General features: G+C 59.3%; 24 protein-coding genes and 1 pseudogene. 14 read left to right on the plus strand and 11 right to left on the minus strand.

The genetic code is table 11. The features are described 5' to 3' along the window. Window positions 1-11 precede the first annotated feature (11 nt). Both dprA and AC1XOS_RS00815 read right to left on the minus strand, forming a co-directional pair. Window positions 12-1,124, minus strand: coding sequence for a DNA-processing protein DprA (gene dprA / locus AC1XOS_RS00810; RefSeq protein ID WP_481960314.1), 1,113 nt, complete (start codon window positions 1,122-1,124; stop codon window positions 12-14). A gap of 60 nt (window positions 1,125-1,184) precedes the next feature. Further along, entirely contained in the window at window positions 1,185-2,798 is a 1,614-nt protein-coding gene (locus tag AC1XOS_RS00815) for an outer membrane protein assembly factor BamB family protein (RefSeq protein ID WP_481960315.1), read from the minus strand. Window positions 2,799-2,943: 145 nt separating this feature from the next. Between AC1XOS_RS00815 and AC1XOS_RS00820 the strand changes: the two genes are divergently transcribed. The 4 genes and pseudogenes from AC1XOS_RS00820 to AC1XOS_RS00835 all read left to right on the plus strand — a co-directional run bounded on the left by AC1XOS_RS00820 (window position 2,944) and on the right by AC1XOS_RS00835 (window position 6,511). Beyond that, the gene (locus AC1XOS_RS00820; protein ID WP_481960316.1) at window positions 2,944-3,999 is read left to right on the plus strand and encodes a glycosyltransferase family 4 protein; all 1,056 of its coding nucleotides are present in this window, start codon (window positions 2,944-2,946) and stop codon (window positions 3,997-3,999) included. A 68-nt stretch (window positions 4,000-4,067) separates the two neighbouring features. Beyond that, window positions 4,068-4,493: pseudogene (locus tag AC1XOS_RS00825) on the plus strand (ATP-binding cassette domain-containing protein); the annotation flags it as partial. Window positions 4,494-4,703: 210 nt separating this feature from the next. Next, window positions 4,704-5,525, plus strand: a complete 822-nt coding sequence (locus AC1XOS_RS00830; protein ID WP_481960344.1) for an ATP-binding cassette domain-containing protein — start codon at window positions 4,704-4,706, stop codon at window positions 5,523-5,525. Beyond that, entirely contained in the window at window positions 5,522-6,511 is a 990-nt protein-coding gene (locus AC1XOS_RS00835; protein ID WP_481960317.1) for an ABC transporter permease, read from the plus strand. The genes AC1XOS_RS00830 and AC1XOS_RS00835 overlap by 4 nt, the downstream gene beginning before the upstream one ends. 39 nt (window positions 6,512-6,550) lie before the next feature. Here the strand turns inward: AC1XOS_RS00835 and AC1XOS_RS00840 are convergent, their stop codons facing one another. The 8 genes from AC1XOS_RS00840 to AC1XOS_RS00875 all read right to left on the minus strand — a co-directional run bounded on the left by AC1XOS_RS00840 (window position 6,551) and on the right by AC1XOS_RS00875 (window position 13,969). Continuing rightward, window positions 6,551-7,351: an ABC transporter ATP-binding protein gene (locus tag AC1XOS_RS00840; RefSeq protein ID WP_481960318.1), complete on the minus strand. Its 801-nt coding sequence runs from the start codon at window positions 7,349-7,351 to the stop codon at window positions 6,551-6,553. Further along, window positions 7,348-8,106, minus strand: coding sequence for an ABC transporter permease (locus AC1XOS_RS00845; protein ID WP_481960319.1), 759 nt, complete (start codon window positions 8,104-8,106; stop codon window positions 7,348-7,350). Before AC1XOS_RS00845 ends, AC1XOS_RS00840 begins: the two co-directional genes overlap by 4 nt. Then, window positions 8,107-8,853, minus strand: coding sequence for a DUF1559 family PulG-like putative transporter (locus tag AC1XOS_RS00850; protein ID WP_481960320.1), 747 nt, complete (start codon window positions 8,851-8,853; stop codon window positions 8,107-8,109). A gap of 77 nt (window positions 8,854-8,930) precedes the next feature. Beyond that, on the minus strand, window positions 8,931-9,086 hold the full coding sequence (locus AC1XOS_RS00855; protein WP_481960321.1) for a DUF2292 domain-containing protein: 156 nt from the start codon (window positions 9,084-9,086) through the stop codon (window positions 8,931-8,933). A gap of 2 nt (window positions 9,087-9,088) precedes the next feature. Further along, entirely contained in the window at window positions 9,089-10,114 is a 1,026-nt protein-coding gene (locus AC1XOS_RS00860) for an ABC transporter substrate-binding protein (RefSeq protein WP_481960322.1), read from the minus strand. 120 nt (window positions 10,115-10,234) lie between these two features. Then, complete coding sequence (locus AC1XOS_RS00865) at window positions 10,235-10,864, minus strand: hypothetical protein (protein WP_481960323.1); 630 nt, start codon at window positions 10,862-10,864, stop codon at window positions 10,235-10,237. Window positions 10,865-10,886: 22 nt separating this feature from the next. After that, window positions 10,887-12,170 carry an ABC transporter permease gene (locus AC1XOS_RS00870; protein ID WP_481960324.1) on the minus strand — a complete coding sequence of 428 codons (1,284 nt, stop codon included), beginning with the start codon at window positions 12,168-12,170 and terminating at the stop codon, window positions 10,887-10,889. Then, window positions 12,170-13,969, minus strand: a complete 1,800-nt coding sequence (locus tag AC1XOS_RS00875; protein ID WP_481960325.1) for a hypothetical protein — start codon at window positions 13,967-13,969, stop codon at window positions 12,170-12,172. Before AC1XOS_RS00875 ends, AC1XOS_RS00870 begins: the two co-directional genes overlap by 1 nt. Window positions 13,970-14,260: 291 nt before the next feature. On the opposite strand from AC1XOS_RS00875, the gene AC1XOS_RS00880 reads away from it, so the two are divergent. From AC1XOS_RS00880 to galK, 3 genes are read left to right on the plus strand one after another with little or no spacing between them, the layout of a single operon-like run. Next, window positions 14,261-14,449, plus strand: a complete 189-nt coding sequence (locus AC1XOS_RS00880) for a hypothetical protein (RefSeq protein ID WP_481960326.1) — start codon at window positions 14,261-14,263, stop codon at window positions 14,447-14,449. A gap of 6 nt (window positions 14,450-14,455) precedes the next feature. Continuing rightward, on the plus strand, window positions 14,456-15,472 hold the full coding sequence (locus AC1XOS_RS00885; RefSeq protein WP_481960327.1) for an adenosine kinase: 1,017 nt from the start codon (window positions 14,456-14,458) through the stop codon (window positions 15,470-15,472). Then, window positions 15,462-16,670 (plus strand): galactokinase, encoded by a 1,209-nt coding sequence (galK, locus tag AC1XOS_RS00890; protein ID WP_481960328.1) that lies wholly within the window; start codon window positions 15,462-15,464, stop codon window positions 16,668-16,670. Before AC1XOS_RS00885 ends, galK begins: the two co-directional genes overlap by 11 nt. A gap of 13 nt (window positions 16,671-16,683) precedes the next feature. On the opposite strand, the gene AC1XOS_RS00895 is transcribed toward galK, so the two are convergent. Beyond that, window positions 16,684-16,818, minus strand: a complete 135-nt coding sequence (locus AC1XOS_RS00895) for a hypothetical protein (RefSeq protein WP_481960329.1) — start codon at window positions 16,816-16,818, stop codon at window positions 16,684-16,686. Between the two features lie 40 nt (window positions 16,819-16,858). Between AC1XOS_RS00895 and AC1XOS_RS00900 the strand changes: the two genes are divergently transcribed. The 7 genes from AC1XOS_RS00900 (at window position 16,859) to AC1XOS_RS00930 (ending at window position 22,334) form a co-directional block, all read left to right on the plus strand. Beyond that, the gene (locus AC1XOS_RS00900; protein ID WP_481960330.1) at window positions 16,859-17,122 is read left to right on the plus strand and encodes a hypothetical protein; all 264 of its coding nucleotides are present in this window, start codon (window positions 16,859-16,861) and stop codon (window positions 17,120-17,122) included. Between the two features lie 90 nt (window positions 17,123-17,212). Further along, window positions 17,213-18,214, plus strand: a complete 1,002-nt coding sequence (locus tag AC1XOS_RS00905; RefSeq protein WP_481960331.1) for an ABC transporter ATP-binding protein — start codon at window positions 17,213-17,215, stop codon at window positions 18,212-18,214. Beyond that, window positions 18,211-19,008 (plus strand): ABC transporter permease, encoded by a 798-nt coding sequence (locus AC1XOS_RS00910; protein WP_481960332.1) that lies wholly within the window; start codon window positions 18,211-18,213, stop codon window positions 19,006-19,008. Before AC1XOS_RS00905 ends, AC1XOS_RS00910 begins: the two co-directional genes overlap by 4 nt. Window positions 19,009-19,092: 84 nt before the next feature. Next, window positions 19,093-19,671, plus strand: coding sequence for a TetR/AcrR family transcriptional regulator (locus tag AC1XOS_RS00915; RefSeq protein ID WP_481960333.1), 579 nt, complete (start codon window positions 19,093-19,095; stop codon window positions 19,669-19,671). A 28-nt stretch (window positions 19,672-19,699) separates the two neighbouring features. Next, window positions 19,700-20,857, plus strand: coding sequence for a DUF418 domain-containing protein (locus AC1XOS_RS00920; protein WP_481960334.1), 1,158 nt, complete (start codon window positions 19,700-19,702; stop codon window positions 20,855-20,857). After that, window positions 20,854-21,555, plus strand: coding sequence for an arginase family protein (locus AC1XOS_RS00925; protein WP_481960335.1), 702 nt, complete (start codon window positions 20,854-20,856; stop codon window positions 21,553-21,555). The genes AC1XOS_RS00920 and AC1XOS_RS00925 overlap by 4 nt, the downstream gene beginning before the upstream one ends. Window positions 21,556-21,572: 17 nt before the next feature. Continuing rightward, window positions 21,573-22,334 carry an ABC transporter permease gene (locus AC1XOS_RS00930; RefSeq protein ID WP_481960336.1) on the plus strand — a complete coding sequence of 254 codons (762 nt, stop codon included), beginning with the start codon at window positions 21,573-21,575 and terminating at the stop codon, window positions 22,332-22,334. The last annotated feature ends 14 nt before the right edge of the window (window positions 22,335-22,348 follow it).

Raw genomic sequence — 22,348 nt, forward strand, 5'->3', positions numbered from 1 at the left:
GTATTCTCCTCTTAGGATCGTCGAAACTGATTGCCTGGCTGGCGCTGAACCAGCCCCTTCATCTCTAGCATCGTCGCGGCCACCAGCGCCTGCGCGGGCGCTAAGCCCGCTGCCTCGGCGGCATCGTCCAAGCCACTTGCCATGCTAGAGAGCTGTGTCAGGAGCGCCGCTTCATCGGGCGGAAGCTCCGGGAGCGGCTTTTGCTCGGGCACTCTCTCTTCGACTTCCAGCGGCAAAGCCAGGTTTATCGCCCGAGGCATTACCGCCAGCGCCTCTAGTATATCCTCTGGGCTGTCGGCAAGCGAGGCTCCGTCTTGGACGAGGCGATGGCCCCCTCGTGAGCGCCCCGTGTCCACCGGCCCTGGCACCACCCAGACATCGCGCCCGTACTCAGCGGCGTTGCGAGCCGTGATCAGCGCTCCCGACTGCTCCGGCGACTCAATCACCACAGTAACTTGCGAGAGTGCCGCAATAATTCGGTTTCGGGCGGGAAAGCGCCAGGGCTCGGGCTTGGTGCCCACGGAAAACTCACTGACAATCGCTCCCCCTTGCGCCACCAGCTGCTCAAAGAGCTGTCGGTTCTCCGCCGGGTAGATATAGTCCAGCCCACAGGCCACCACGGCGATAGTGGCTCCTCCGACCTCCAGCGTGCCCTTGTGCGCCGCCGTGTCTATTCCGGCTGCACCTCCCGAGACCACCGTAAACCCGGCCTCCGCAAATACCTGGGCAAAGCGTACCGCCTGGCCTTTGCCATAGCCTGTCGCGCGACGAGAGCCCACAATGGCGAGACCCGGCGTCGCTGGCAGCTTACCACGCACAAAAAGAATCGGCGGAGAGTCGTCAAAGTGCCTTAGGTCTTGAGGATAGTCCGGACTGGTGCAGACGAGGGCCGTCACGTCCCACGCAAGTGCCTGCTCCCACACACGTGGGTTAGGGGTCGCTTTTGCGGCACGCTCTAGGCGCTCGATCTGGCGCGGGGTAAGCCCTGTGTGCGATGCCAGAGCCGCCTCGGGATCGCCTCCGGATGCCTCAAGAAGTGCCCGCAGGCGTGGCGGCGGGAGCATCGCCTCCGCAAGACGGTGGCAAGCCAGAAAAGAAGAGGTCTCTGCCGTAAAGTAAGTCATGGTAAAAAACGAAGCGGGCGAAGACTGCTGCCTTCGCCCGCCCAGAATCCAAGGCGGCGGCTAGCCCCCTCCACCCTTTCCTGCCCCACCAGGACCAAGCCCCCCCCCACGAGTGGAGCTAGGAGCCGAGGAAGTGGGACGAACCGGCAGGCTGTTGTCTACGACAAAGGACCAGGTCTCCACAGTCTCATTGCCACGCCAGTCTTTGGCGCGGAGCGTGACTTCGTGCCGACCATCCGCAAGCGGTGGATCCACAATACGCCCTGAGGACTGAGTGGTGTACCGAATCCGGCTCAGCTTACTGTCATAGACCGCCGTGATATCTTTACCGTCTAGCGATGCGGTGATCGTGGCGGGATTTAGCCCAGAGCCATCGTCAATCAGCTTTGCGCTGATCACAAAGGGCGGCTTACCATTGAGTGCTGTCCCTGGTTTAGGAGAAAGCTCATTGATCACAGGGCCACTGGAATCGGGTGCATCGGCACGGAAAGCAGTCAGAGAGCCATCGGCAGAGAGAGCGTAAAGAGTTCCTCCTGAGAGAGCAAGGGGGGACATGATCGTCGTCTCGGTGCCAGGATTGATATTTGCTCGATTCGTTGCAGGCTGAATCCGGTAGGTCCAGAGCACCTGACCATCGTTCTTATCAACCCCCATGACAGTGCCACGCTGGCCGGGCACATAGATCACCTCACCGGATACCACAGGGGCACCCATGGGGTTAAACGGCAGTGCAACGGGGTCTTTCCAAAGAGTGCGGCCATTGTCTTTGATGGCATAGAGAAGGCCCGCATCACCCTTGGCATCTTTACAGCCAACATAGACAATCCCATTCGAGACAACGGGAGCCGCCTGGATGTCGTTGGGCAGGTTACGGTGCCAGCGCTCCGAGGCAGAGGCAGGCAAGAGCGCATAGAGCGAAGGGCCTGTCGCCACAAAGACACTGCTCCCCGCAAATGTCATCCCATTGGGCAGGAAGGCATAGGGAAGACGGGTCTTCCAGCGGAAGTTGCCCGTGGCCTGCTTGAGCCCGTGCACCTGGTTGTCCGAGGTCTGGAAGAGCATCATGTCCCCCGCCAGAAGAGGAGCGGAGCTCACGCCCTCGCCCGCGGCGTAGGCATATCCTACGGTGCGGCGGTTGCGGACATCCATCTTGGTCCAGCGCTTCTCCCCCGTCTGGGCATCGAGCGCATAGAACGTCCCATCGTTGCAACCAAAGTAAAGGGTTCCGTTCTCCACGATGGGTGCAGACTCAATGCGCCGTCCGAGCTGAAAGGGACCACCGACTTCTTTGAGCGTGGTCGCATCCAAGACATAGAGGGTTCCACTAGAAGACCCGATGTACAAACGCCCCTTGTCATAGGTAGCGCTCGTGGTGAAGTAAGATCCCCCCGGCAACCCATTGGGATCGTTCGGGAACGAAAGCTTCTTAGCTCCGGTTCGTGTGTCCAGCGCGTAGAGAATCCCACCCTGCTGAGCGCTAGCGCGGGTCGTGTAGTAGACAGTATTGCCTACGACCACAGGAGAGGTCAAGTTGTTGTTCTGTGCGCCTCCAGTGAAACGCCATAGCACTGCCAATGGTGGCTTGATTGCCTCAGCAGAAACGCCCGTTCGCTGCGTGTCTCCACGAAGCTGGGGCCAGTCCGCAGCCACGGCAGCGATACCAGATGTCATCATGATTGCGGCAGCTACACCGACATGGGTATGTTTATTGCGACGAGAAATTCGCATGGTTTATCCTTCGACACGGCCTAAGATGTCGCATAATTATAACTCTAAGCCTTCCCAGAGTCAAGCGCCAGTTTTATGATAGGATTCTGAGATGCGTGTCTTGCTTCATTGTCCCTTTGTCCTGGCAGAAAATACAGGGATCACACGCTACATAAAAGGGCTCCTTCAGGCACTCGCCGCGCACTCCGATATCGAGATTCACTGCCTGATCCCCCCCGGCTGGAGCGGCCTTCCCGACCCGCTCAAGCCCATTGAGCTGCCCACGCACTCCGGTGGTGGAGCCGGACATCCCCTGGGTCGCCTGCTCCGTGAGTCGGCGTTTTTGCGACGGCTCCATAAGAAACAGGGCTTCGCACTTTTCCACTCCCCGTTTGGTTATCTGCCCTTCTCTCTCCCCACCCCCAGCGTCTTAACCGTCCCTGATCTGCGTATTCTGCGCTGGCCCCAGAGCTTCTCCCCTCTACGCGGAGCCTTTCTACGGGCGATCATGCCGCGCTCGATCCGGCAAGCATCCCATATTCTACCCATGTCGCAGTTTACAAAAAGGGAGATTCTTGCGCTGGTTCCAGGGGTGTCTTCCGAAAAACTCACGGTCGCCTACCCTGGCGTAGACACGTTCTGGAGCACGCCAGCTAGCCCCCAAGAGCGCTCAGAGTTTCGCCAGCGTCTCTCCAGGGATTTTGTCTTGGCCGTGGGCACGAGTGAGCCACATAAAAATCTCCCGGCGCTTTTAGAGGCGATGGAAAAACTTCCCGAAAAAAAATTAGCGCTTGTCGGAGAAACTTTTTCCAGTGGCCGCTCCCAAGCCCTCACACTTCCCCCCAATGCCTGTATTCTGGGCCGCCTGACCGACACCGAGCTACGTGCCGCCTACGCCGAGGCAAGCGCCTATTGTTTTCCGTCGCTCTATGAAGGCTTTGGCTATCCACCACTCGAAGCCCTCGCACAGAGCTGCCCTGTGGTCGCCGCGGATATTCCCGTGCTCCGAGAGGTGCTCGGAACCTCGGCAAGCTTTGTTGATCCACGCGATCCCGCAGGGCTGGCAGCGGCCCTGCAAGCGGCTCGCTATGACAGCACGCCTGCCTACACCTGGCAAGCCCACGCGGAGACGGTTCTCGCCGCCTACCGTGCTATACTTTCTTCGTGACGACTCCTGAGATCCAGCTCTCTGAGGTTACCGTGCGCTTTGGCGCGGTAACCGCGCTGGAGAGTGTCTCGCTCGCTCTACCGCCAGGTACGCGGGTCGCCGTGGTCGGGGAGAACGGCGCGGGAAAGTCTACGCTGATGCGCGTCCTCTTTGGCCTGCTCCCGCCCGACTCAGGTCAGCTCCTGCTCAATGGCCAGCCTACTCGCTTTACCTCACCCCGCAGCGCCATCGCCGCTGGAGTTGGGATGGTACAGCAGCACTTTGAGCTCATCGCACCGTTCACGGTGACGGAAAATATTATTTTAGGCAACGAGCCCCACACCGGTCCCAAGATCAATGTCGCTGAAGCGCATAGACAAATCGAGGCTCTTGCCAAAGAGAGCGGCCTGGCGATTGACCCTCGCGCTCGTGTGGAAACTCTCTCCGTGGCGGCCCAGCAGCGGGTGGAGATTCTCAAGGCGCTCTATCGAAAGGCCCGCGTGCTGATTCTCGACGAGCCGACGGCAACTCTCGCTCCCCCTGAGGCCCACGAGCTCTGGGCAGCAACGCGCCGCCTCTCGGCGCAGGGCGTGACGGTGGTTTTCATCACCCATAAGCTCGATGAAGTCATGGCCAACGCCGACTCGGTGACCGTTCTACGGCGCGGCAAGCACATTCTGAGCAAAGAAATTCGTGAGACCAGCCCCGCCGAGCTAGCAGCGGCGATGGTGGGTATTCCCTCCTCCCGATCCCGGGAGGAGGGGAGCCAGTCTCCCTCTTCCCAACCCTCCTCCCAGGGTTGGGAGGAGGGCAGGGGAGGAGGGAATTCAGGAGGAGGGAATTCAGGAGGAGGGACTGGCCTGACCCTCCAGAACCTCACCGTGGGTAGGCTCAAAGACTGCTCACTCACGGTTGCGCCGGGGGAGATCCTAGGGATTGCGGGCGTGGATGGCTCTGGCCAGACCGAGCTTATCGAAGCGATTGTCGGGCTACGAAGGCCAGAGAGCGGCACGATTACGGGCACAGAGACAGTGGGCTTTATCCCCGAAGATCGGCACCGTCACGCCGTTGCGCAGAGCCTTTCGCTGGCGGAGAATGCCGTGCTAGGGCGGCACCGAGAAGCCGTCTTTATGAAGGCAGGCGGATGGATTAAAAAATCTGCGATCCAAGAGTTTCTCGCCGAACGCGTCGCGACTTTTGATGTGCGCGGCGCAGAAAATCCCACTGCCCCGATGCGCTCGCTCTCGGGCGGCAACCAGCAGAAGCTTGTGTTAGCGCGGGAGCTCTCGAAAAAACCAAAGGTAATTGTCGCCTCCCAGCCCACGCGTGGTTTAGACTTCGCCGCCACCGAGTTCGTCCATCAGCGCCTGCGAGAAGCCGCCGACAGTGGGGTGGCAGTGCTCATCCAATCGCTAGACTTAGGCGAGGTCCTCACACTTTCTGACCGAGTGGCAGTGCTCTTGGAAGGAAAGCTCGTCGGAGTTTTAGAGCGCACAGAAGCCACCGAAGAGCGTATCGGGGCGCTAATGACGGGAGCAAGCCAATGAGAGCAGTGTTCGCGTTTCTGGCGGCTTTGCTACTGGGAGGCACTGTCATCGCTCTGATTGGGCAGAGTCCGATGGAGGCGTATCGGGCGCTCTGGGACGGGAGCTTGGGATCGCCAGACGCGTGGCTGAAGACTCTGGGACAGGCGACACCACTCTTGCTGACGGGAATCGCGGTGCTGATCGGGCTTTCCGTTGGGCTGTTTAACATCGGAGCCGAGGGACAGATGGCCATCGGAGGGCTGGTGGGTGCCCTCGTCGCAGCAGCCGTGCCGAGCGTGCTGGCAGTGCCGCTGGGGCTGCTCGGTGGCGCTCTGGGCGGCGCTTGCTGGGCGTGGCTCCCGGCGTGGCTGAAGCTCAGGCGTGGGGCGCATGAGGTGATTGTTGCGATCTTGCTGAACTATGTTGCCCGCAACCTCACGCGCTGGCTGGCGACCATGCCTCTGAAAGACCCCACCGGCCAGGCACCACAGACCACAGAAGTCCACGCCACACTCCCACGCCTCTTTGAAGGCCACGATGTCCACGCGGGTCTGCTCCTAGGGCTGGTCGCCGTGGGGAGTATCGCCTGGGCCCTGACACGTACGGTCTGGGGCTATGAGACGCGCCTCGTGGGCCAGAACCCCGAGGCGGCCCGTGCAGCGGGCGTGAGAGTCGAGCTTGTGACACTGCGGGCATTTCTGCTCTCCGGGGCGCTGGCAGGGCTTGCAGGAGCCGTGGTGGTACTGGGCGTGGTTCCGTTCCACCGCTTCCCCGCCGACTTCTATGGCATCGGCTATGGCTTCGATGGTCTAGCCGTGGCGCTACTGGCGGGGAGCCAGGCATGGGCCGTTCTGCCCGCCGCCCTGCTCTTTGGTGCACTCGGAGCTGGGGCGGATCAGATGAGCTTCGCCACCGAGACACCCAAGCAGCTCGCTCAAGTCGTCCAAGCACTTCTCATTCTCGGGCTCTCCGCACGCTTCGTCTGGAAAAAACGTCCCGCCCGTTAGAGGGGTGGGACTGGAGAGCCTTCGTTCCAATCGAGGGGACTATATCCCCGAACCCGCCTCTTCTCCCTCGCGCACCAAGGGAGTTTTCATGTTCCAGTCCGTGTCGTACTCTTGAGCCGCCACACGCGCTACTTCCTCAGAGAGCTGGGCAAAGAGGCGATCCTGGATCGCAGCAAGGGTCAGATCACGGCGGAGATCACGGGGACGGGGCGCGTCAATCAGCACATCGGCGATGATCCGCCCAGGGCGTGAGGCCATCAAGATCACCCGGTCTGAGAGCGCAACGGCTTCTTCCAAGCTATGGGTCACAAAAACCACGCTGAGCTTCGTGCGCTCCCAGAGCGTCAAGAGCTCGATCTGAAGCAGTGCACGGGTCTGGGCATCGAGTGCACCAAACGGCTCATCTAGAAAGAGCGCATCGGGCTCCAGCACCAGTGCACGGGCAATTGCAGCCCGCTGGCGCATCCCACCGGTGAGCTCATGGGGGTAGGCTTTTGCAAAACGCGCCAGGTGAACCGTCCTTAGCGCCGCCTCTGCCTGCGCCTGACACTCGGCTCTGGGCAAGCCACGCAGCTCCAGCCCAAAGCACACATTCTGGAGCACTGTCTTCCACGGATAGAGCGCCGCCTCTTGAAAGACCACGCCAGGGCGCTTCACCCCTGCCACGGTGCCCGCGCTAGGCTTGTCGAGCCCGGCCAAGAGCGAGAGCAGGGTGGACTTCCCACAGCCCGATGGCCCTACCAGGGAGACAAACTGCCCGTCTGGGATTACCAGCTTGATGCCTTCCAGCGCAACCGTCCCGCCCGGAAACTGTCGGGTAAGATTTTGTGCCTCGATCATGCGCCCTCCACTCCCCAGCGCCGTGCGATCAAGCGCTCTAGCGGGGCAAAGACCACAACGTCCACGGCAACGCCCAGAAAGAGAATCACGCTCACCATTCCCAGTACCATCGGCATGTCGTTAAGATCACGCCCCGTGCTGAGTAAGTGCCCCACCCCAATCTTCAGCGACTGGGAGAGCAGCTCCGCCGCCATGAGTGAGCGCCAGGCAAAGGCCCAGCCTTGGCGCATTCCCGCCAGAAAAGCGGGCAAGATCGCGGGAAGTAAGACGCGTCGCCAGAGAGTCGGGCCCGTCGCGCCCAGCATCTGCGCCGCCTTGAGCCAGAGCGGCGGCAGGCCACGCACTCCCGAGCGCACCGCCAGCGTGATGGCAAAGAGTGCGCCCATCACCACCACAAAGAGCACCGATTTCTCCGTCAGCCCAAACCAGAGTAGCGCTAAGGGAAACCAGCAGATCGAGGGCAGGCTCTGGAGCCCTGTGACAGCCGAGCCAAGCGTGGCATCGGCCAGCTTAGAGCGCGCCAGCAGCAGCCCCAGTGCCGTTCCGAGACTCAGCGAGATCAGATAGCCCAGCCCCACCCGGCCTAGCGAGGTGAGTAGCGCCGAGAGCAGCGAGCCGTCTTTGAGGGCTGCGAGCAAGAAGACTCCCACATCGCCCGGAGAGGGGAGCAAGTAGGGTGGCCAGAGACGGAGCGCCGAAGCGCTCCACCAAGCCAGACCTAGGAGCACATAAAAGACAATCCGGGCAGCCTTCATCTATGGAGTCGGGTTCCTTCTCCAGAGGTTGTTGGTATACGACTTCCAGGTCTGCTCCGGGCGCAGCCACTTGGCATGCCCATCGGCGAAAGCGATATTGCCACCGCCCGAGTGCCGTGCCCGAAAACGTGCCTGCTGAGACGCATCAGGGAGAGCACCATCATCAAAGGCCCAAGGCTGGGGATAGAGTCCGCCTCGTGAGGCAATGCCACTCGCACGCCCCGCTTCGGCAATCGCGATAAACTCGGCGGGACGATCCAGGATCGCCAGCGTGGTGGTCTCGTTAAAGCCGAAGTCTGGGTTGTTGATATACCAGATACGCTGAACTGCTCCGACGAGATTGGCCTCGTTGTGATTGTTGCCATAATCAGTGGTAAACCAGGCTCCTACCTGAGGTGTGGGCCAAGCCGGAGCGGAGGGACACTTGAAGATCTGGGCATTCTTGATATACGGCTCTAGCTTGGTCTTGTAGCTGAACGGAGCACGTGATGCCTGATCCGCCCCTGTTCCAGGAGGAGCGGTGCGCTCGGTGACATGGGGATAAAAAGTCTCATCATAGTCCTGGAGATACATGGTCAACGCCGTGCCGAGCTGCTTGGTATTGGAGAGGCAGCTTGTCTGACGGGCTTTCTCACGCGCCTGGGCAAAAACGGGAAAGAGGATGGCGGCAAGAATCGCGATGATCGCGATCACGACAAGAAGCTCAATGAGCGTAAAGGCATGTGTTTTAAAGCGAGCTGTTTTCATTTTTTAAGTTCCTTTTTTTAAGTTCCTTAGTTGGCTTTTGGCCTCCCGTAGTCGGGTCAGCACGCAGAGAGATTTTGCTAGCGCAAGCGCTGTTTTTCGGTTTTGTCGATCTGCACGACAACACCATCTTGGATGATGATCTGGACAACACCAAAGCGAATACTACGAATCGCAGCCTCGATCTCGCTCAGGGGAAGGGGCGGTGGCTCCGGCGTGGTAGGCTTTTCCATCATCGCTAGTCCTTGAAGAGTTCCTTGAGTGCCTCGCGGCCTTCCCGGAGATAGCCGAGGTCTTTCGACCAGTCTGCAAAAGTCAGGATGCTCTCTTTGAGGGGATCAGTAGTGATCTCGGTACGGGTAAGTGCGGTCTTGAGCAGCGCATCTGGGATGGCTTTTCCCGTGAGCGCTTTTATCTTCTCGCCAATAGCGGCGCGTACCGTGTCAGGCTCGGCCTGGATGGCCTTGACTGCCTCTTGGTGCGCTAACAGAAGCTTGGTGACGAGCTCCGGGTGGGCCTTGAGAAACTCGGAGCGGACAATCACCACGGCAGTGGAAAAGCGCCCTTCTGGCCAGAGGGTCTTCTCATCCAGGACAAGCTTCGCGCCTTGCTCACTCTCCAGCCGCGCCACCCAGGGCTCGGGCAGCCACGCGGCATCCAGCTCGCCACGAGGGAAGAGATTGAGCACATCGGCGGGGGCAAACTGCACCACATCCACCGTGCCTCCCTTGTCTTTGGCATCCAGCCCCACGGTCTTGAGGGCGTGGCGCAGCGAGATATCTTGCGTGCCTCCGGTCTGTGGCACCGCGACACGCTTGCCGTCTAAGTCTCTCAGCCCCATGATGGCAGTATCTTGACGAACAACCAGCGCCGCGCCCCCCGACGATGCCCCCGCGATAATCTGGAGTGCCTCGCCTTTGGACTTTAGGAAGCCATTGACCGCTGGCCCCGGCCCAATATAGCCAAGGTCTACTTCTCCCGCAAAGAGCGCCTCAATCTCCTCAGGTCCCGCTTTAAAGACACGCTCCTCAACACTCCCCGAGTCGCCCAGTGCCTTGCCAAAAAGGCCCTTCGCAGAAGCATAAAGCGCAGCGGAGTGGGTGACATTGGGAAAATAGGCAACACGAACCGTCGGCTTGCCCGTCGCTTTTCCCGACGGCTCTTTGGACGACGGACAGCCTGCCAGAAGAGGGAAAGCAGCAAGAAGTAGGCGGATCAGAGAGTGCCACGTCTTTATGTTGAGTATCCTATTAGAAATAGTCATGTTTAATCATATGCATTCTAAGTTCATAAATCGGAATTGTCAACTTTATCGAAAAATAAAAGCCCCCCGCGCCTAAAACACGGAGGGCTAGACTCAGTCCCAGAGAACAGGCTCTCTGGCTTACTTCGCCTTTTTCTCTAGCGCCGCCATGCCATCTTTGACGGGCTTGATAGAGCGCTCTTTCATCGGGCTCTCTGGCACTGTGGCGAAGTTAAGCGGGTTGTAGCCCTTCATCATCGTGTCGAAGCGCTTCTTCATGGCCACGGGATCCATCGCTCCCATTCCACCGCCTCCGCCCGGACGACCACCACCGCCCGGAGCGCCACCACCGCCACCGGGACGACCGCCGCCGCCACCACCGCCCCACTGACCGCGCTTGGCTGCTGCTTCTTTGGCAAGCTGGGCCGACTTAGTTGCCTGCGCGACCGTCATGGTTGCCCCGATGGTCTTAATCAGCTCCTTGGCGTTGGCATCGGTCATGACGGGCTTAGTCTTCCAGGGGCCAATAGCTGCCATGATCTTCTTGGCCTGATCCTTAGTGAGAGCCGTCTTTGGGTCTTTCTCAAACTCGGCAAACATCCCAATAGTCTGCCCCATGTTGGCAAGATTCTTATTTTTCTCGCGCCACTCCCCAAACTTCTTAAACATGGCCATCATCTCGGGAGAGGGGCCACCGCCACCGCCAGGTGGCTGAGCAAACGATGCCCCGGAGATACTAAGCAACAGAGCTACTAAAACGATTTTTTTCATAGAAAACAACCTTTCTTGATATTTATTCATATCGAAGTGCCTCAATCGGCGAGAGATTCGACGCCTTGAGCGCCGGGTAGAAACCAAAGAACACGCCCACGACGGCGGAGAAACCAAAGGCCAGAAGAATGGTGGACGACGAGACCTGGACGCGCCAGCCATTTGCTTGCGCCACTGCATCGCTCCCCAGCATCCCCGAGGCCACCCCAATCATCCCACCGACAAGAGAGAGAAAGAGCGCCTCCAGCAAGAACTGCGTCAGAATATCGCTACGCCGCGCTCCAATGGCTTTTCGAATGCCGATCTCACGGGTGCGCTCGGTCACCGAGACGAGCATGATGTTCATGATCCCGATACCCCCGACCACCAGCGAGACAATCGCCAGATACTTGATCAGATTCCCAAACGTGTCCTGTTGCTCATTCTGGGTTGCGGCGATATCGGCCTGGTTGAAGATAATGAAGTTATTGCCCGTAGAGCTTGTCCCCAGGCGCTTCTGCATCACTTTCTCAATCTCAGTCTGGGCACGGCTCATGAGGCCAAACGACTTGGCTTGTGCTGTGATGCTATTGACATTGTCCAGACCAAAGAGGCGGCGCATGGCGGTCGTCACCGGGACATAGACCGCATCGTCCGGATTGCGGAAGCCCATCCCGCCTTTTTCCTTGAGCACCCCGATCACCTGGAAGCTCTGGCTGTTGATGCGAATGATCTTATTGAGCGCGGCTGAGGTACCCCCAAAGAGGTCTTTGGCAGTCGTCGAACCCAGCACCGCGACGCGCTTCTGGGAGCGCACTTCATCGGCGTTGAAGTAGCGACCGTATTGTATGGGATGGTTGCTGACAATCGGGTAAGGCGGACCATTTCCATTGACCGTGGTGCTGGTATTTTTATTGGTCGCCTTGATCTGCGCCGATTTATTCACCGACGGATACGCTTCACCCACCGACGGGCAAGAGCGCTTGAGCAGCTCCACATCGGAGAGCTTCATCGTGCTCTGGGAGCCAAAGCCCATGCTCACACCACCACGGCGCTGCTGGCCGGGAAGAACCGTCAGCACGTTACTGCCCAGCTTCTGGATACTCTCCTGAACCGCGGCCTTGCTTCCCTCTCCAATCGAGATCGCGACAATCACCGCCCCAACCCCAATAATCACGCCAAGCATGGTCAGAAAAGAGCGGAGCTTATTGGCCCCCAGTCCTGTCCAAGCCATCTGAAGACTAACCAGAAACGCACTCGCACGGCCCAGGCTTGCCGAGCCTTCCTGCGATTCAGGAGCAGGAGTAGGAGAGATAGCAGTTGCCATTACCGTCGGCCTCCACCACCGCCACCCATACCACGATTGTTGCCACCGAAAGGTGAGGTGCCGCCGGTCTTAGGAGGCTCAGGCTCAATGGTCTGTAAGACAATCACATCGCCCTCAGCAACGCCTGATTTGATCTCCGTCGTATCGTTGCCCTCCATGCCTAGCTCGATTTTTACTTTCTCAATCTTGACATCAATCTTGGTGTCTGCCTCAGCAGGCGTGCCCGTCGTGGCATCCGGCGGAGCAGGCTTGCCCCCACTGGCCTTCTCGATGTACTTAGTGCCATCACTTTCGTCTTTGAGGGCATCGTTGGAGACCACTAAGACATTGCTGGCCTCACGTACCACAAACTCACAAGTGGTGTTCATACCAGGCTTGAGGAGCTGAAAAGTCGGGGTTGCATTGTCCACTTCGACGCGTACATGGACACTCGTGACATTCTGATTGACCACAGCCTGTGGATCTACCCGAATCACTTTTCCCTCAAAGGGAACACCCGGATAGGCCTCAATCGAGACATCCACTTTCTGGCCCATCTCGACATTGGCAACATCGGTCTCATCCACCACGACATCCACGTACATCCGGCTGGTATCGCCGATGGTCATCATGCTCGCCCCTGCGGAGTTGATTCCCATCGCCGAGGCGATAATGGTTCCCTGCTCTACGGTCTTGGAGAGCACCACGCCACCCATCGGGGAGCGGATCTCGGTGCGCTGGAGCGTTGTCTCGGCATTGGTGCGACTCGCGGCAGCACGCACAATTGAGGAGTTATTACTATCAATGTCGAAGCGTCGCACATCGTTGGTGCCGATATTATTGCGAGCCTGATCCAGCGCCACTTTGCTACGCATCAGGGCAGCCTCGCTCTGCTTCACCGCAGCCTCGCTCTGTTTGACTGCCGCTTCCGCCTCTAGCACGGAGTTTTTTCGGTTGGAGATATCCGCAATCCCCGCTTGGGCCTGCTCCAGCGCGGCTTTTGTCTGGGCCACACGAGCATCGGCGGACTCCAGCGAGCCACGCAGCTCACTGTCTACGGTGTCTAGCTTGATCTTGGCAGAAGTCAGAGTCGCCTCGGCGACATCTAAGCTGGCATGGGCACTGTCTACAGCCTGCTGGGAGACAAAGCCTTTCTCCACCAGCGCTTTTTGCCGATCCAACTGAAGACGCCCATTGTCCCGGTTGGCGACCGCTTGCCGGTAGGCAGCATCGGCGGCGGCACGCTGCTGTTTGGTGGTGGAGTCGAGCTGCTCGCGCTGGACTTTAGCCTGATCGTAGCTGGCCTTGGCATTGGCGATCGCGGAGTTGGTGAGCGCAGGCTGGGTCTCTGCCTGCTGCTTTGAGGTGAGGAGCCGTGCCCTCGCTGCCGATAGGTTCGCCTTCGACGAGTTGAGAGTCGCCTCCGCAGAGCGAACCCCGACTTCCGCATCGCGCACCGAGATTCGGCTCTGCGAGACCTGCATTTGCCAGGTCTTCTGGCTCTGGTCGCGCCGGGCAAGCGCCGAGCGCTCATCCGCCTTGGCCTGGTTGAGCTGCATCTGAACATCCAGCGGGTCAATACGGGCAAGAAGCTGCCCTGGGGTCACCTTGCTACCAATGTCCACCCCTAAATACGTCAGCTCGCCACCCGCGCGTGCCTTGATATCCACCACTTTCCAGGCCTGAAGAGTCCCGCTGGCAGAGACCGTCTTCTTGACGCTCCCCGTCTCCACTTTGCCCAGCTTGTACTGAGTCTTCAGTGCCGCCCCATCGGCACCTGCGAGCCGCTTACTGAGAAAGTAGCCCCCGCCGCCAAGCACGCCTAGCGCAACAACTATAGAAATCAGCCTCCGTAACAATCTCACTCACCTCACTTATAAAACACAGTATTCCTGAATACATCATCTTATGCACGCATGAAAAAACGATTAAAGCCCTAAAGAGCCTACTCTGCTACAATACCCTATGGTTCTCACCCGGCGCACTCTCTTGCTGGCTTCTGTTGGTGGGCCGCTTTCTCCCCCGCAAAATGCCCCTCGCTGGAACGCAGAGCGAAACGGCACTCTTCTTATTATCGCCCCCGAGCGACACCTTCGCCTACCCCCTAGAGCATGGCCTGCTCGACCCAGCAGGCTAACTTTAATGTCGTGCAGGGCGAGCTTTGCCAGCGCCTCGGGGAGCGCGATTTTCGGAGAAGCAGTTTACCGATGCTCTACTTAGATGCACGGCTTCTCTCCCTAGACGAGCTGGAAAAGCGATTGCGGCGCTCTCTACTTCACAACCCGGCTATGCTACAATAGCGCGAAATGCAAAAAAAATTTGATGTTTTCGGGATGTGTAACGCCCTCTTTGATCTTCAGGCCGAGGTCACCGACACCACACTCACAGAGCTGGGCGTTGAAAAGGGCACGATGCGGCTGGTCTCTGCGGAGGAGCAAAAAGCCCTTGTCCCTGCTGTTTACTCTCATATTGTCAATACTCAGGCGGGCGGCTCCGGGGCGAACACGATGATTGGGATCGCGCAGATGGGCGGCACGACGAGCTTCACGAGCCGTGTGGGACGCGACGAGCACGGGCAGATGTATAAGGCGAGCCTGGAAGAGTCCGGGGTTAAGCCCAATGTCGGGGTGGCAGCGACGGGGGACACAGGCCTCTGTTTGGTGCTCATTACCCCCGATGCCCAGCGCACCATGGGAACCTGTCTTGGGGTCTCTCAAGAGCTGCACCCCGAAGACATCAATGTCGGTGATTTAGTGCAGAGCAAGTATCTCTATGTGACGGGTTATCTCTGGGACACAGACACGCAGAAAGAGGCCGTCGAGTACGCCATGCGTGAGGCCAGGCAGGTGACCGATGTCAAAGTAGCCCTCTCGCTCTCGGATCCGTTCTGTGTGAGCCGCCACAAAGACGACTTCACCCGCCTTCTCACCGAGTACGTGGACGTCGTCTTTGCCAACCGCGATGAAGCCCGGATGATGACCGGCGAGGACGATGCAAAAGTCGCGGCGAAAAAGCTGGCGGCGATGTGCAGCGGGCTTGCGGTTGTGACGCTTGATAAAGAGGGCTCAGTTCTGGTGCAGGGCGATGATGTCCATGAGATTCCGATCTACACGGTGCAGGCCGTGGACACAACGGGAGCCGGTGACATGTACGCCGCGGGGATTCTCTACGGGCTCTCCAAAGAGCTCCCGCTCCCCATCACCGGACGGATTGCGGCGTGGGCTGCCGGAAAGATTGTCGCCCATCTCGGGCCACGGCTTCCCTCGCTGGATCTCGATGCCATTGCGGAGATCGAGCGCGGAGGCTTCCCGTATGACGCGTGAAGCGTCGCCGCTCACCCGTGAGCAGGTAATTGAGGCGGCGCAGGCTGCCTTTCTTACTCACTACGGCGTGGCCCCGACCGCTGTCGGGGTTGCGCCAGGGCGTGTGGAGCTTCTCGGTAACCACACCGACTACAACGAGGGCTTTGTGCTCACCGCTGCCGTGGACTATGTCACCGCCATCGCCGGAGCCCACAGCCAGCGTCCCCTGACCCCTATCGCGACCTCGGCAGGCTTCCCTGAGGCGACGTTCGATCCCCATGCGATGGAGAAAAGCGCGGGGGAAGACCGCTGGGCCAACTACCTCAAAGGCATTATAGATGAGCTCCAGAAGACGGGCTGCCCCGTGGGCAACTTTGCCGCCTTCGTGACCTCGTCGGTGCCCGATGGCTCCGGGCTCTCGTCGTCGGCGGCGCTCTTGGTTGCAGCCGCACGGCTTCTTACCACACTCTGGCCCGACCCGATAGCCGCCGACCCCATGGAGCTGGCGAAGCTGGCACGACGTGCCGAAAATGGACGCTTTGTCGGGGCTCCCGTCGGGCTTTTGGATCAGTTTTCTTCTGCGTGTGGCCTCGCCGGTCATGCGCTCTTTCTCGACTGCCGCAGCTTCACCTGGAAAGCGGTTCCGCTGCCTGCCGAAAAAGCGGGGATTCTTCTGGCCAACACCAATGTCAAGCACGAGCTTGCCGCCGGTGGCGGCTACTCCGAGCGGCATGGGCAGTGCATGCAGGCCGCGCGCCAGCTTGTAGGGCGCGGCGATGCCAAGCTCCGCGATGTGACACCAGCACTCCTGGAGAGCAAAGGAATCGGCCTGGACCCCGTGCTCAAGCAGCGCGCGCATCATATTGTCTATGAGAATGTACGGGTCGAGAAAGCCGCAGAGGCTCTGGAGCAAGGCGATCTCTTTGAAGTCGGCAGGCTGATGAAGCAGTCCCATGAGTCTTGTAAGCGCTACTTTGAGAACTCCTGCACCGAAGTAGACTTTATCGTCGAGCTCGCTTGCAATCAGCCAGGTGTCTATGGCGCAAAGCTCACCGGAGGCGGCTGGGGCGGCTCTGCTGTGATCCTCCACGATCCCACCGAAGACATCACCGAGGCGCTCAACGCGGCTCTCATCAAGGGCTACACAGAGCAGTTCGGCGCGGCTCCCACGCTTCTGGCCACCACTGCCGCACAAGGGGCCGAAGGATTTTCGTGCTAGGCAACAAGAGCGGCTAGGCGGCAAGCGCTAGGACTGCCTCGCGTGTCAAGCCACCCCCTGTAAGGAGCTCTCGGTCATCGAAGGTGAGGACATCGGCCTGCTCGGGCAGGGCAACGGCACTGCAGGGACACTCACCGTGGTGCGTCACGCATACTCTCTCCACACGATAGCTCCCCGGCTATAGTAAAGTGACCGGCGGGCTTACTCTCAATGGGCAGAGCTTTGCCTACGCCCTTACACTCTCCCCCGTAGCGGCCCTTGATGGGAGCTATGGCTTCACTCTGGTTGGCAATACCGGACGGACAGGCAACGCGCTACTGGTGATAAGCGGGCGCTTTACCCCACGACGGCGCACCACGCTCGCCCGCCTCGTGGGGGATTTCCAGCGCATCGCCCCTCGTGGGGGGAGCTTAGTCGAAGCAGGCCGTTTTACCATCACTCAGGTTCTTTAAGTTGCTCCTGGTTCCTTGAAAAGGAGCAGGTGAGATCACACATTTTTTAACGAAATAAGAGGGCAAGGGGTATGGTAAAATACCCCTCCCATGCCCCAAGCGCCTCAGATCACCGTCGAGAACCTGGTCAAGCACTTCACGATCTCGGAGGGCGGCTTTCTGCGCCGCACATCTAAAACCGTAAAAGCCCTCGACGGCATCTCACTGAGCATCGAGCCCGGCGAGGTAGTCGGCTATATCGGCCCGAACGGCGCGGGAAAGTCCACTACCGTTAAGATTCTCTCTGGGATTCTCGTGCCCGACAGCGGAAACGTCACGGTCAATGGGCGCACGCCTTGGCGGGAGCGGCAAGCCCATGTCGCCAAAATAGGGGTGGTTTTTGGACAGCGCAGCCAGCTCTGGTGGGATCTGCCCGTGGTGGAGTCTTTCGCACTCCTTCGGGAGATCTACGACGTCTCCAAAGCTCAGCACGCGCAGACACAAGCGGAGCTGGTCGAGAAACTCGATATTGGTAGCTTTCTCACCACCCCTGTGCGCCAGCTCAGCCTAGGCCAGCGCATGCGCTGTGAGCTCGTCGCCAGCCTCCTGCATCGCCCTGAGATTCTCTTCCTTGATGAGCCGACGATTGGCCTGGATGCCATCAGCAAGCTCGCCGTCCGTGAGTTCGTGGGACGGCTCGCTCGCGAGCACGGCGTCACGGTCTTGCTCACCACGCACGACATGGACGATATCGAGGCGCTCTGCTCACGGGTTCTCGTGATCGGTGGCGGCAAGATTCTCTTGGACGGCCCGCTGGAAGCGCTTCGCCAGCAAGTCACCAAAGAGCGCTGGCTGGTGATTGACACCCCCCACGGCATCAGCGCCGTGACCCCCTCGGCAAGCGAAGGGGCTGAGATATTAAAAGTGGAGGGCGAGCGTGTCACCTTGCGCTTCGATCCCGAGAAAACTCCCGTCGCCACGCTCATCGCCCAGCTCAGTGAGCACCTAGAAATCCGTGATCTGTTTGTGCAGAACCCACCGATTGAGGAGATTATCGCGCGGTTTTACCAAGCCCCACCCCCCCAGCCCCCGTCCGACGGGGGAGCTAAGTGAGAGCCTACACCGCGATCTTTACCGCACGGCTTAAGATGCTCTTGCAGTACCGAGCGGCGGCGTGGGCGGGCGTGGGGACGCAGCTCTTTTTCGGGGCGGCGCTGGTGGCAATGCGCCAGGCGTTCTACCACAGCAGCCATAGCACTCCGCCACTTCCCGAGGCGCAGATGGTCACCTACTCCTGGCTTGTGCAGGCGTTCTTTGCGCTCTCGCCCTTCACCTCCAACCCCGACCCGGAAGTGCGCTCGATGATGCGCGATGGCACCGTAGCCTACGAGCTGGCCCGCCCACTGGATCTCTACACCCTCTGGTTTACCCGCAACTCTGCCAATAGGCTGGCTCCAACAATTCTCCGCTGCCTTCCGATCTTCGTCATCGGAATGGCATTTCTCGGCATGCAGCCCCCGCCCTCAATCGCCGCCGCTCTCGCCTTTCTCTTCGCGCTTCCGGGAGCCGTCGCACTGATCGCCGCGTGGTGCACGCTGATTACGATCTCGCTGCTCTGGACAATCTCCAGCGATGGCATTGCGCGGATCATGCCCGGCCTTGTCGCCGTTCTCTCTGGCCAGATACTTCCTCTTGCGCTCATGCCTGACGGCTTCAAACCGATCTTAAATTTCTTGCCCTTCACCGGCATGGTAGACACCCCATTTAGTCTCTGGGTCGGGAGCCGTGCGCCCAGCGAGGTGGGGAGCATTCTTCTACACCAGCTTGCTTGGACGGCGTTCTTTGTGCTGATCGGTCGGGCTCTGCTGACAAAGGGACTCAAGCGACTGGTTGTGCAAGGAGGGTAGGGCCATAAATCTGTCTCCTCGTCTTGACAGTTCGCTAGCATTTATGATATAAACCGAACGTTCATTCTAAGATAGAAAGCCACTATGTCCCAACGCACCGATCAGCGCCGAAGCGAGGTTCTCCAAGCCGCCGCTGCCTGTTTTATCCGCCGTGGATTTCACCAGACCTCCATGAAAGAAGTCTGCGCGGAGGCGAAGCTTAGCCCTGGGCTGGTCTACCACTACTTTGAAAGTAAAGAGCAGATCATCCAGGCTATTGCCCAGGAAGCGCATCAGGCAACAGGCAGTCTTATGGCGGAGCTAGAGACTCTCCCTACCTTGCGGCTCGCCCTCGCTCGCCTCACAGAGCGACTCACTCACTGGCTTACCCAAAATGGCGAGGCGAGGCTCTACATTGAGGCGAGTGTCGAGGCGTCACGCAACCCGAGCATTCGTGAGACGTTCCGTGCCACAGATGATGCCTTTGTTGCACAGTTTCGCACGCTTCTCGATGCGGCTCTGCACCGAGGCGAGCTCACCCACAACCCCGATACGGAGCTTTTGGCGGCTCTTGTGGGTATCTGTTTGGATGGAATTATCCTGAACACTGCCATTCAAGGAACCTTACTTCTCCCCGCAGAGGTACTCCAGCACCTTCTAGAGCGACTCGTGGGGCTTTCCTAAGAGCCTCTTTTTTTGGAAAGATATTCGAATGAACACTCAATCAATTGCGATGCGCCCTGAGCGACTGGCTCTGCCAGATCTCTTACGGGGCTTTGCCCTCCTGGGAATTCTGGTGGTCAATCTCACGTTTTTAGCGCATGGCATTAACCCCGTGCCCGCCTCGCTGGAAGCCGCGCCTTGGGATCGCCTCGCAACCTGGATCGTCCGCTTTGCCTTCGAATCTAAGTTCTATCTTTTGTTTTCGTTTCTCTTTGGATACGGTCTCTCGCTTCAGCTTGCCCATGCAGAACGCCAAGATATCACCCTTGGGCCGCGCTATGCACGACGGCTCTTAGGACTGACACTTTTTGGTATCTTGCACGCCACCTGCTTTTTCATGGGTGATATTCTCATCTCCTATGCCTTACTGGGAACCATTCTCTGGGGCCTACGGAAGCGCTCCGTGCTCTTTCTTATGAGATTCTCTCTTGGTATGCTTCTAGCTGCGGTTCTAGGGCGCTTTGTGCTGGCAATACTCCTCTCCGATGCGACAGGGTCACTCACCTCGGCCCTGTCCTCCACGAGAACTGGCTACCGAGGCACGTTTACCGATGCGATTCAGCAGCGCCTGCAAGACCTGATCGTCTTCTATATCTTTACGCCACTCTTCAACTGGCCCAGCGCTCTGGGGCTCTTCGCCCTTGGGCTGGCAGCAGGCAAGGAGCAATTGCTGGAGAAAACCGAGCGCCTTGAGCGGTCTCTCAAGCGCACTCTTCCATGGCTCTTACTTTTGGGTATCGGAGGAAATGCCCTCTATGCCTCGTGCCCTGAGCACATACTGAGCCTCGTCCTGGAGGCGCTCGCCGCCCCCGCGCTCTCGGCTCTATATCTGCTTGGAGTCCTTGTGCTACGCCATCGCCTGAGCTGGCTTGCTCCCGCAGGCCAGATGTCACTGACAAACTATCTGGGACAGGCCATGATTGCCTCCTTCGTTTTTTGTGGCTGGGGTCTGGGGCAGTTTGGGCTCTGGGGTGCCAGTACGCTCCTTCTCTTTGCACCGCTTCTCTGGGGAGGACAGCTTCTACTCAGCAAGCTCTGGCTCCAGAAATTTCGCCAAGGCCCCGACGAGTGGCTTTTGCGCTGCCTGACCTATGCTCGCTGGGAGCCGCTACGAAGAGAAAAAGATAGAATAGCTACTGGTTCATGAAAGTCATCTACTCGCCGCGCTTTGATATTAACTTCTTCGGGCTGGAGAAGCTGCACCCGTTCGACGCGAGGAAATACAGTCGGGCGTGGGCGCGGGTGCCTGAGCTCCACGAAAACGCGCTGACCGAAGGGCTGGTTTTTAATCTCTCGGGCGGCTACCATCATGCCAAGCCGGATCAGGGCGAGGGCTTCTGCCTCTTCAACGACATCGCCGTCGCAATCGCCATTCTGCGAGCCGAGGGGCTACTGGGCAACATTATCTACGTGGATATGGACGCGCACATGGGCAATGGAGTCGCACACTGCTTTCTCGACGACCGCTACCCCTACAGCGACACGCTTGCCCGGCAGCGTCTCGACTGGCCCATTCCGCTCAAAGATGGGACGGCGGGTCCGCTCTATCTCAGCTTGCTCAAGGCCCAGCTCCCGGAGTTTATTGAGACCGTCGCCAGCATGGGCGAGATCGCGCTGGCGATCTACAACGCGGGTACCGACCCGTTTGAGAAAGACTTGCTCGGGGTCTTGCGCCTCACGGAGCCCGAGATTCTGGAGTGTGATCTGTTTGTACTGACCACCCTCCGCGCTCTAAACCTCCCGACTCTTATCCTGCCCAGCGGCGGGTACAGCGATGCCAGTCACCGGTTGATTGCCAACATGCTACAAGGAGCACTGGGTCTCCCTGAGGAGCTGTCGTGCTAAGAGTCTTGCTTGCCCTCATGCGAGCCTCGATTCGCTCCCAGATGCAGTATAAAGCCAGCTTTATGCTCTTCTCCATAGGCAATTTCTCCGCAGTGGCGGTGGAAGTAGTAGGGCTGTGGGCCTTGTTCGCACGCTTTGGGAATCTGCCGGGCTGGACTCTGCCGCAAGTGGCGGTGCTCTACGCCATGGTGCACATCGCCTTCGCCCTTGCCGAGGCAGCCGGGCGGGGCTTCGATCAGTTTGCCAGTGTGGTGCGTGCCGGAGAGTTTGATCGGTTTCTCCTGCGCCCTCACCCCACGGCACTACTTTTGGCGGGCCAGACCTTCGAGCTGTCGCGAATCGGGCGCTTTATCGCGGGGCTGGTGGCGCTCTTCTGGGGCGCGACGAACGCGGGCGTGCACTGGGACGCACTAAAAATCGCGACTCTGGTCGGGGCGATCTTGGGCGGTGCGCTGATCTTCTACGGTGTCTTGGTGATGCAGGCCGCGCTCTGCTTTATCACGGTTGAGTCGCTGGAGATTGTCAATGCGCTCACCTACGGCGGGATCATGGCCGCCGAGCTTCCCCTGACGATCTATCCCAAGTGGATTCGCCTGCTCTTTACCTATCTGGTGCCGATTGCCTGCTTCAACTACCTGCCCGCCTCGGTGATCTTTGGCCACCCCGGCGCGTCTCCATGGATAGCCCTCCTCGGCCCAACAGTTGGCGTATGCTTCCTCACCCTCGCCCTCCAGCTCTGGAAGCTCGGCGAGCGCAAGTACCGCTCCACCGGAAGCTAGCGGTATAATTATCG

This window comes from Armatimonas sp., from assembly GCF_964826245.1.

Bases quoted from the DNA above. Each gene is read 5' to 3' on its own strand.
- dprA (WP_481960314.1), bottom strand. From the start codon at position 1,124: ATGACTTACTTTACGGCAGAGACCTCTTCTTTTCTGGCTTGCCACCGT.
- AC1XOS_RS00815 (WP_481960315.1), bottom strand. From the start codon at position 2,798: ATGATGACATCTGGTATCGCTGCCGTGGCTGCGGACTGGCCCCAGCTT.
- AC1XOS_RS00820 (WP_481960316.1), top strand. From the start codon at position 2,944: ATGCGTGTCTTGCTTCATTGTCCCTTTGTCCTGGCAGAAAATACAGGG.
- AC1XOS_RS00830 (WP_481960344.1), top strand. From the start codon at position 4,704: ATGGTGGGTATTCCCTCCTCCCGATCCCGGGAGGAGGGGAGCCAGTCT.
- AC1XOS_RS00835 (WP_481960317.1), top strand. From the start codon at position 5,522: ATGAGAGCAGTGTTCGCGTTTCTGGCGGCTTTGCTACTGGGAGGCACT.
- AC1XOS_RS00840 (WP_481960318.1), bottom strand. From the start codon at position 7,351: ATGATCGAGGCACAAAATCTTACCCGACAGTTTCCGGGCGGGACGGTT.
- AC1XOS_RS00845 (WP_481960319.1), bottom strand. From the start codon at position 8,106: ATGAAGGCTGCCCGGATTGTCTTTTATGTGCTCCTAGGTCTGGCTTGG.
- AC1XOS_RS00850 (WP_481960320.1), bottom strand. From the start codon at position 8,853: ATGAAAACAGCTCGCTTTAAAACACATGCCTTTACGCTCATTGAGCTT.
- AC1XOS_RS00855 (WP_481960321.1), bottom strand. From the start codon at position 9,086: ATGATGGAAAAGCCTACCACGCCGGAGCCACCGCCCCTTCCCCTGAGC.
- AC1XOS_RS00860 (WP_481960322.1), bottom strand. From the start codon at position 10,114: ATGACTATTTCTAATAGGATACTCAACATAAAGACGTGGCACTCTCTG.
- AC1XOS_RS00865 (WP_481960323.1), bottom strand. From the start codon at position 10,864: ATGAAAAAAATCGTTTTAGTAGCTCTGTTGCTTAGTATCTCCGGGGCA.
- AC1XOS_RS00870 (WP_481960324.1), bottom strand. From the start codon at position 12,170: ATGGCAACTGCTATCTCTCCTACTCCTGCTCCTGAATCGCAGGAAGGC.
- AC1XOS_RS00880 (WP_481960326.1), top strand. From the start codon at position 14,261: ATGGCCTGCTCGACCCAGCAGGCTAACTTTAATGTCGTGCAGGGCGAG.
- AC1XOS_RS00885 (WP_481960327.1), top strand. From the start codon at position 14,456: ATGCAAAAAAAATTTGATGTTTTCGGGATGTGTAACGCCCTCTTTGAT.
- galK (WP_481960328.1), top strand. From the start codon at position 15,462: ATGACGCGTGAAGCGTCGCCGCTCACCCGTGAGCAGGTAATTGAGGCG.
- AC1XOS_RS00905 (WP_481960331.1), top strand. From the start codon at position 17,213: ATGCCCCAAGCGCCTCAGATCACCGTCGAGAACCTGGTCAAGCACTTC.
- AC1XOS_RS00915 (WP_481960333.1), top strand. From the start codon at position 19,093: ATGTCCCAACGCACCGATCAGCGCCGAAGCGAGGTTCTCCAAGCCGCC.
- AC1XOS_RS00920 (WP_481960334.1), top strand. From the start codon at position 19,700: ATGAACACTCAATCAATTGCGATGCGCCCTGAGCGACTGGCTCTGCCA.
- AC1XOS_RS00925 (WP_481960335.1), top strand. From the start codon at position 20,854: ATGAAAGTCATCTACTCGCCGCGCTTTGATATTAACTTCTTCGGGCTG.
- AC1XOS_RS00930 (WP_481960336.1), top strand. From the start codon at position 21,573: ATGCGAGCCTCGATTCGCTCCCAGATGCAGTATAAAGCCAGCTTTATG.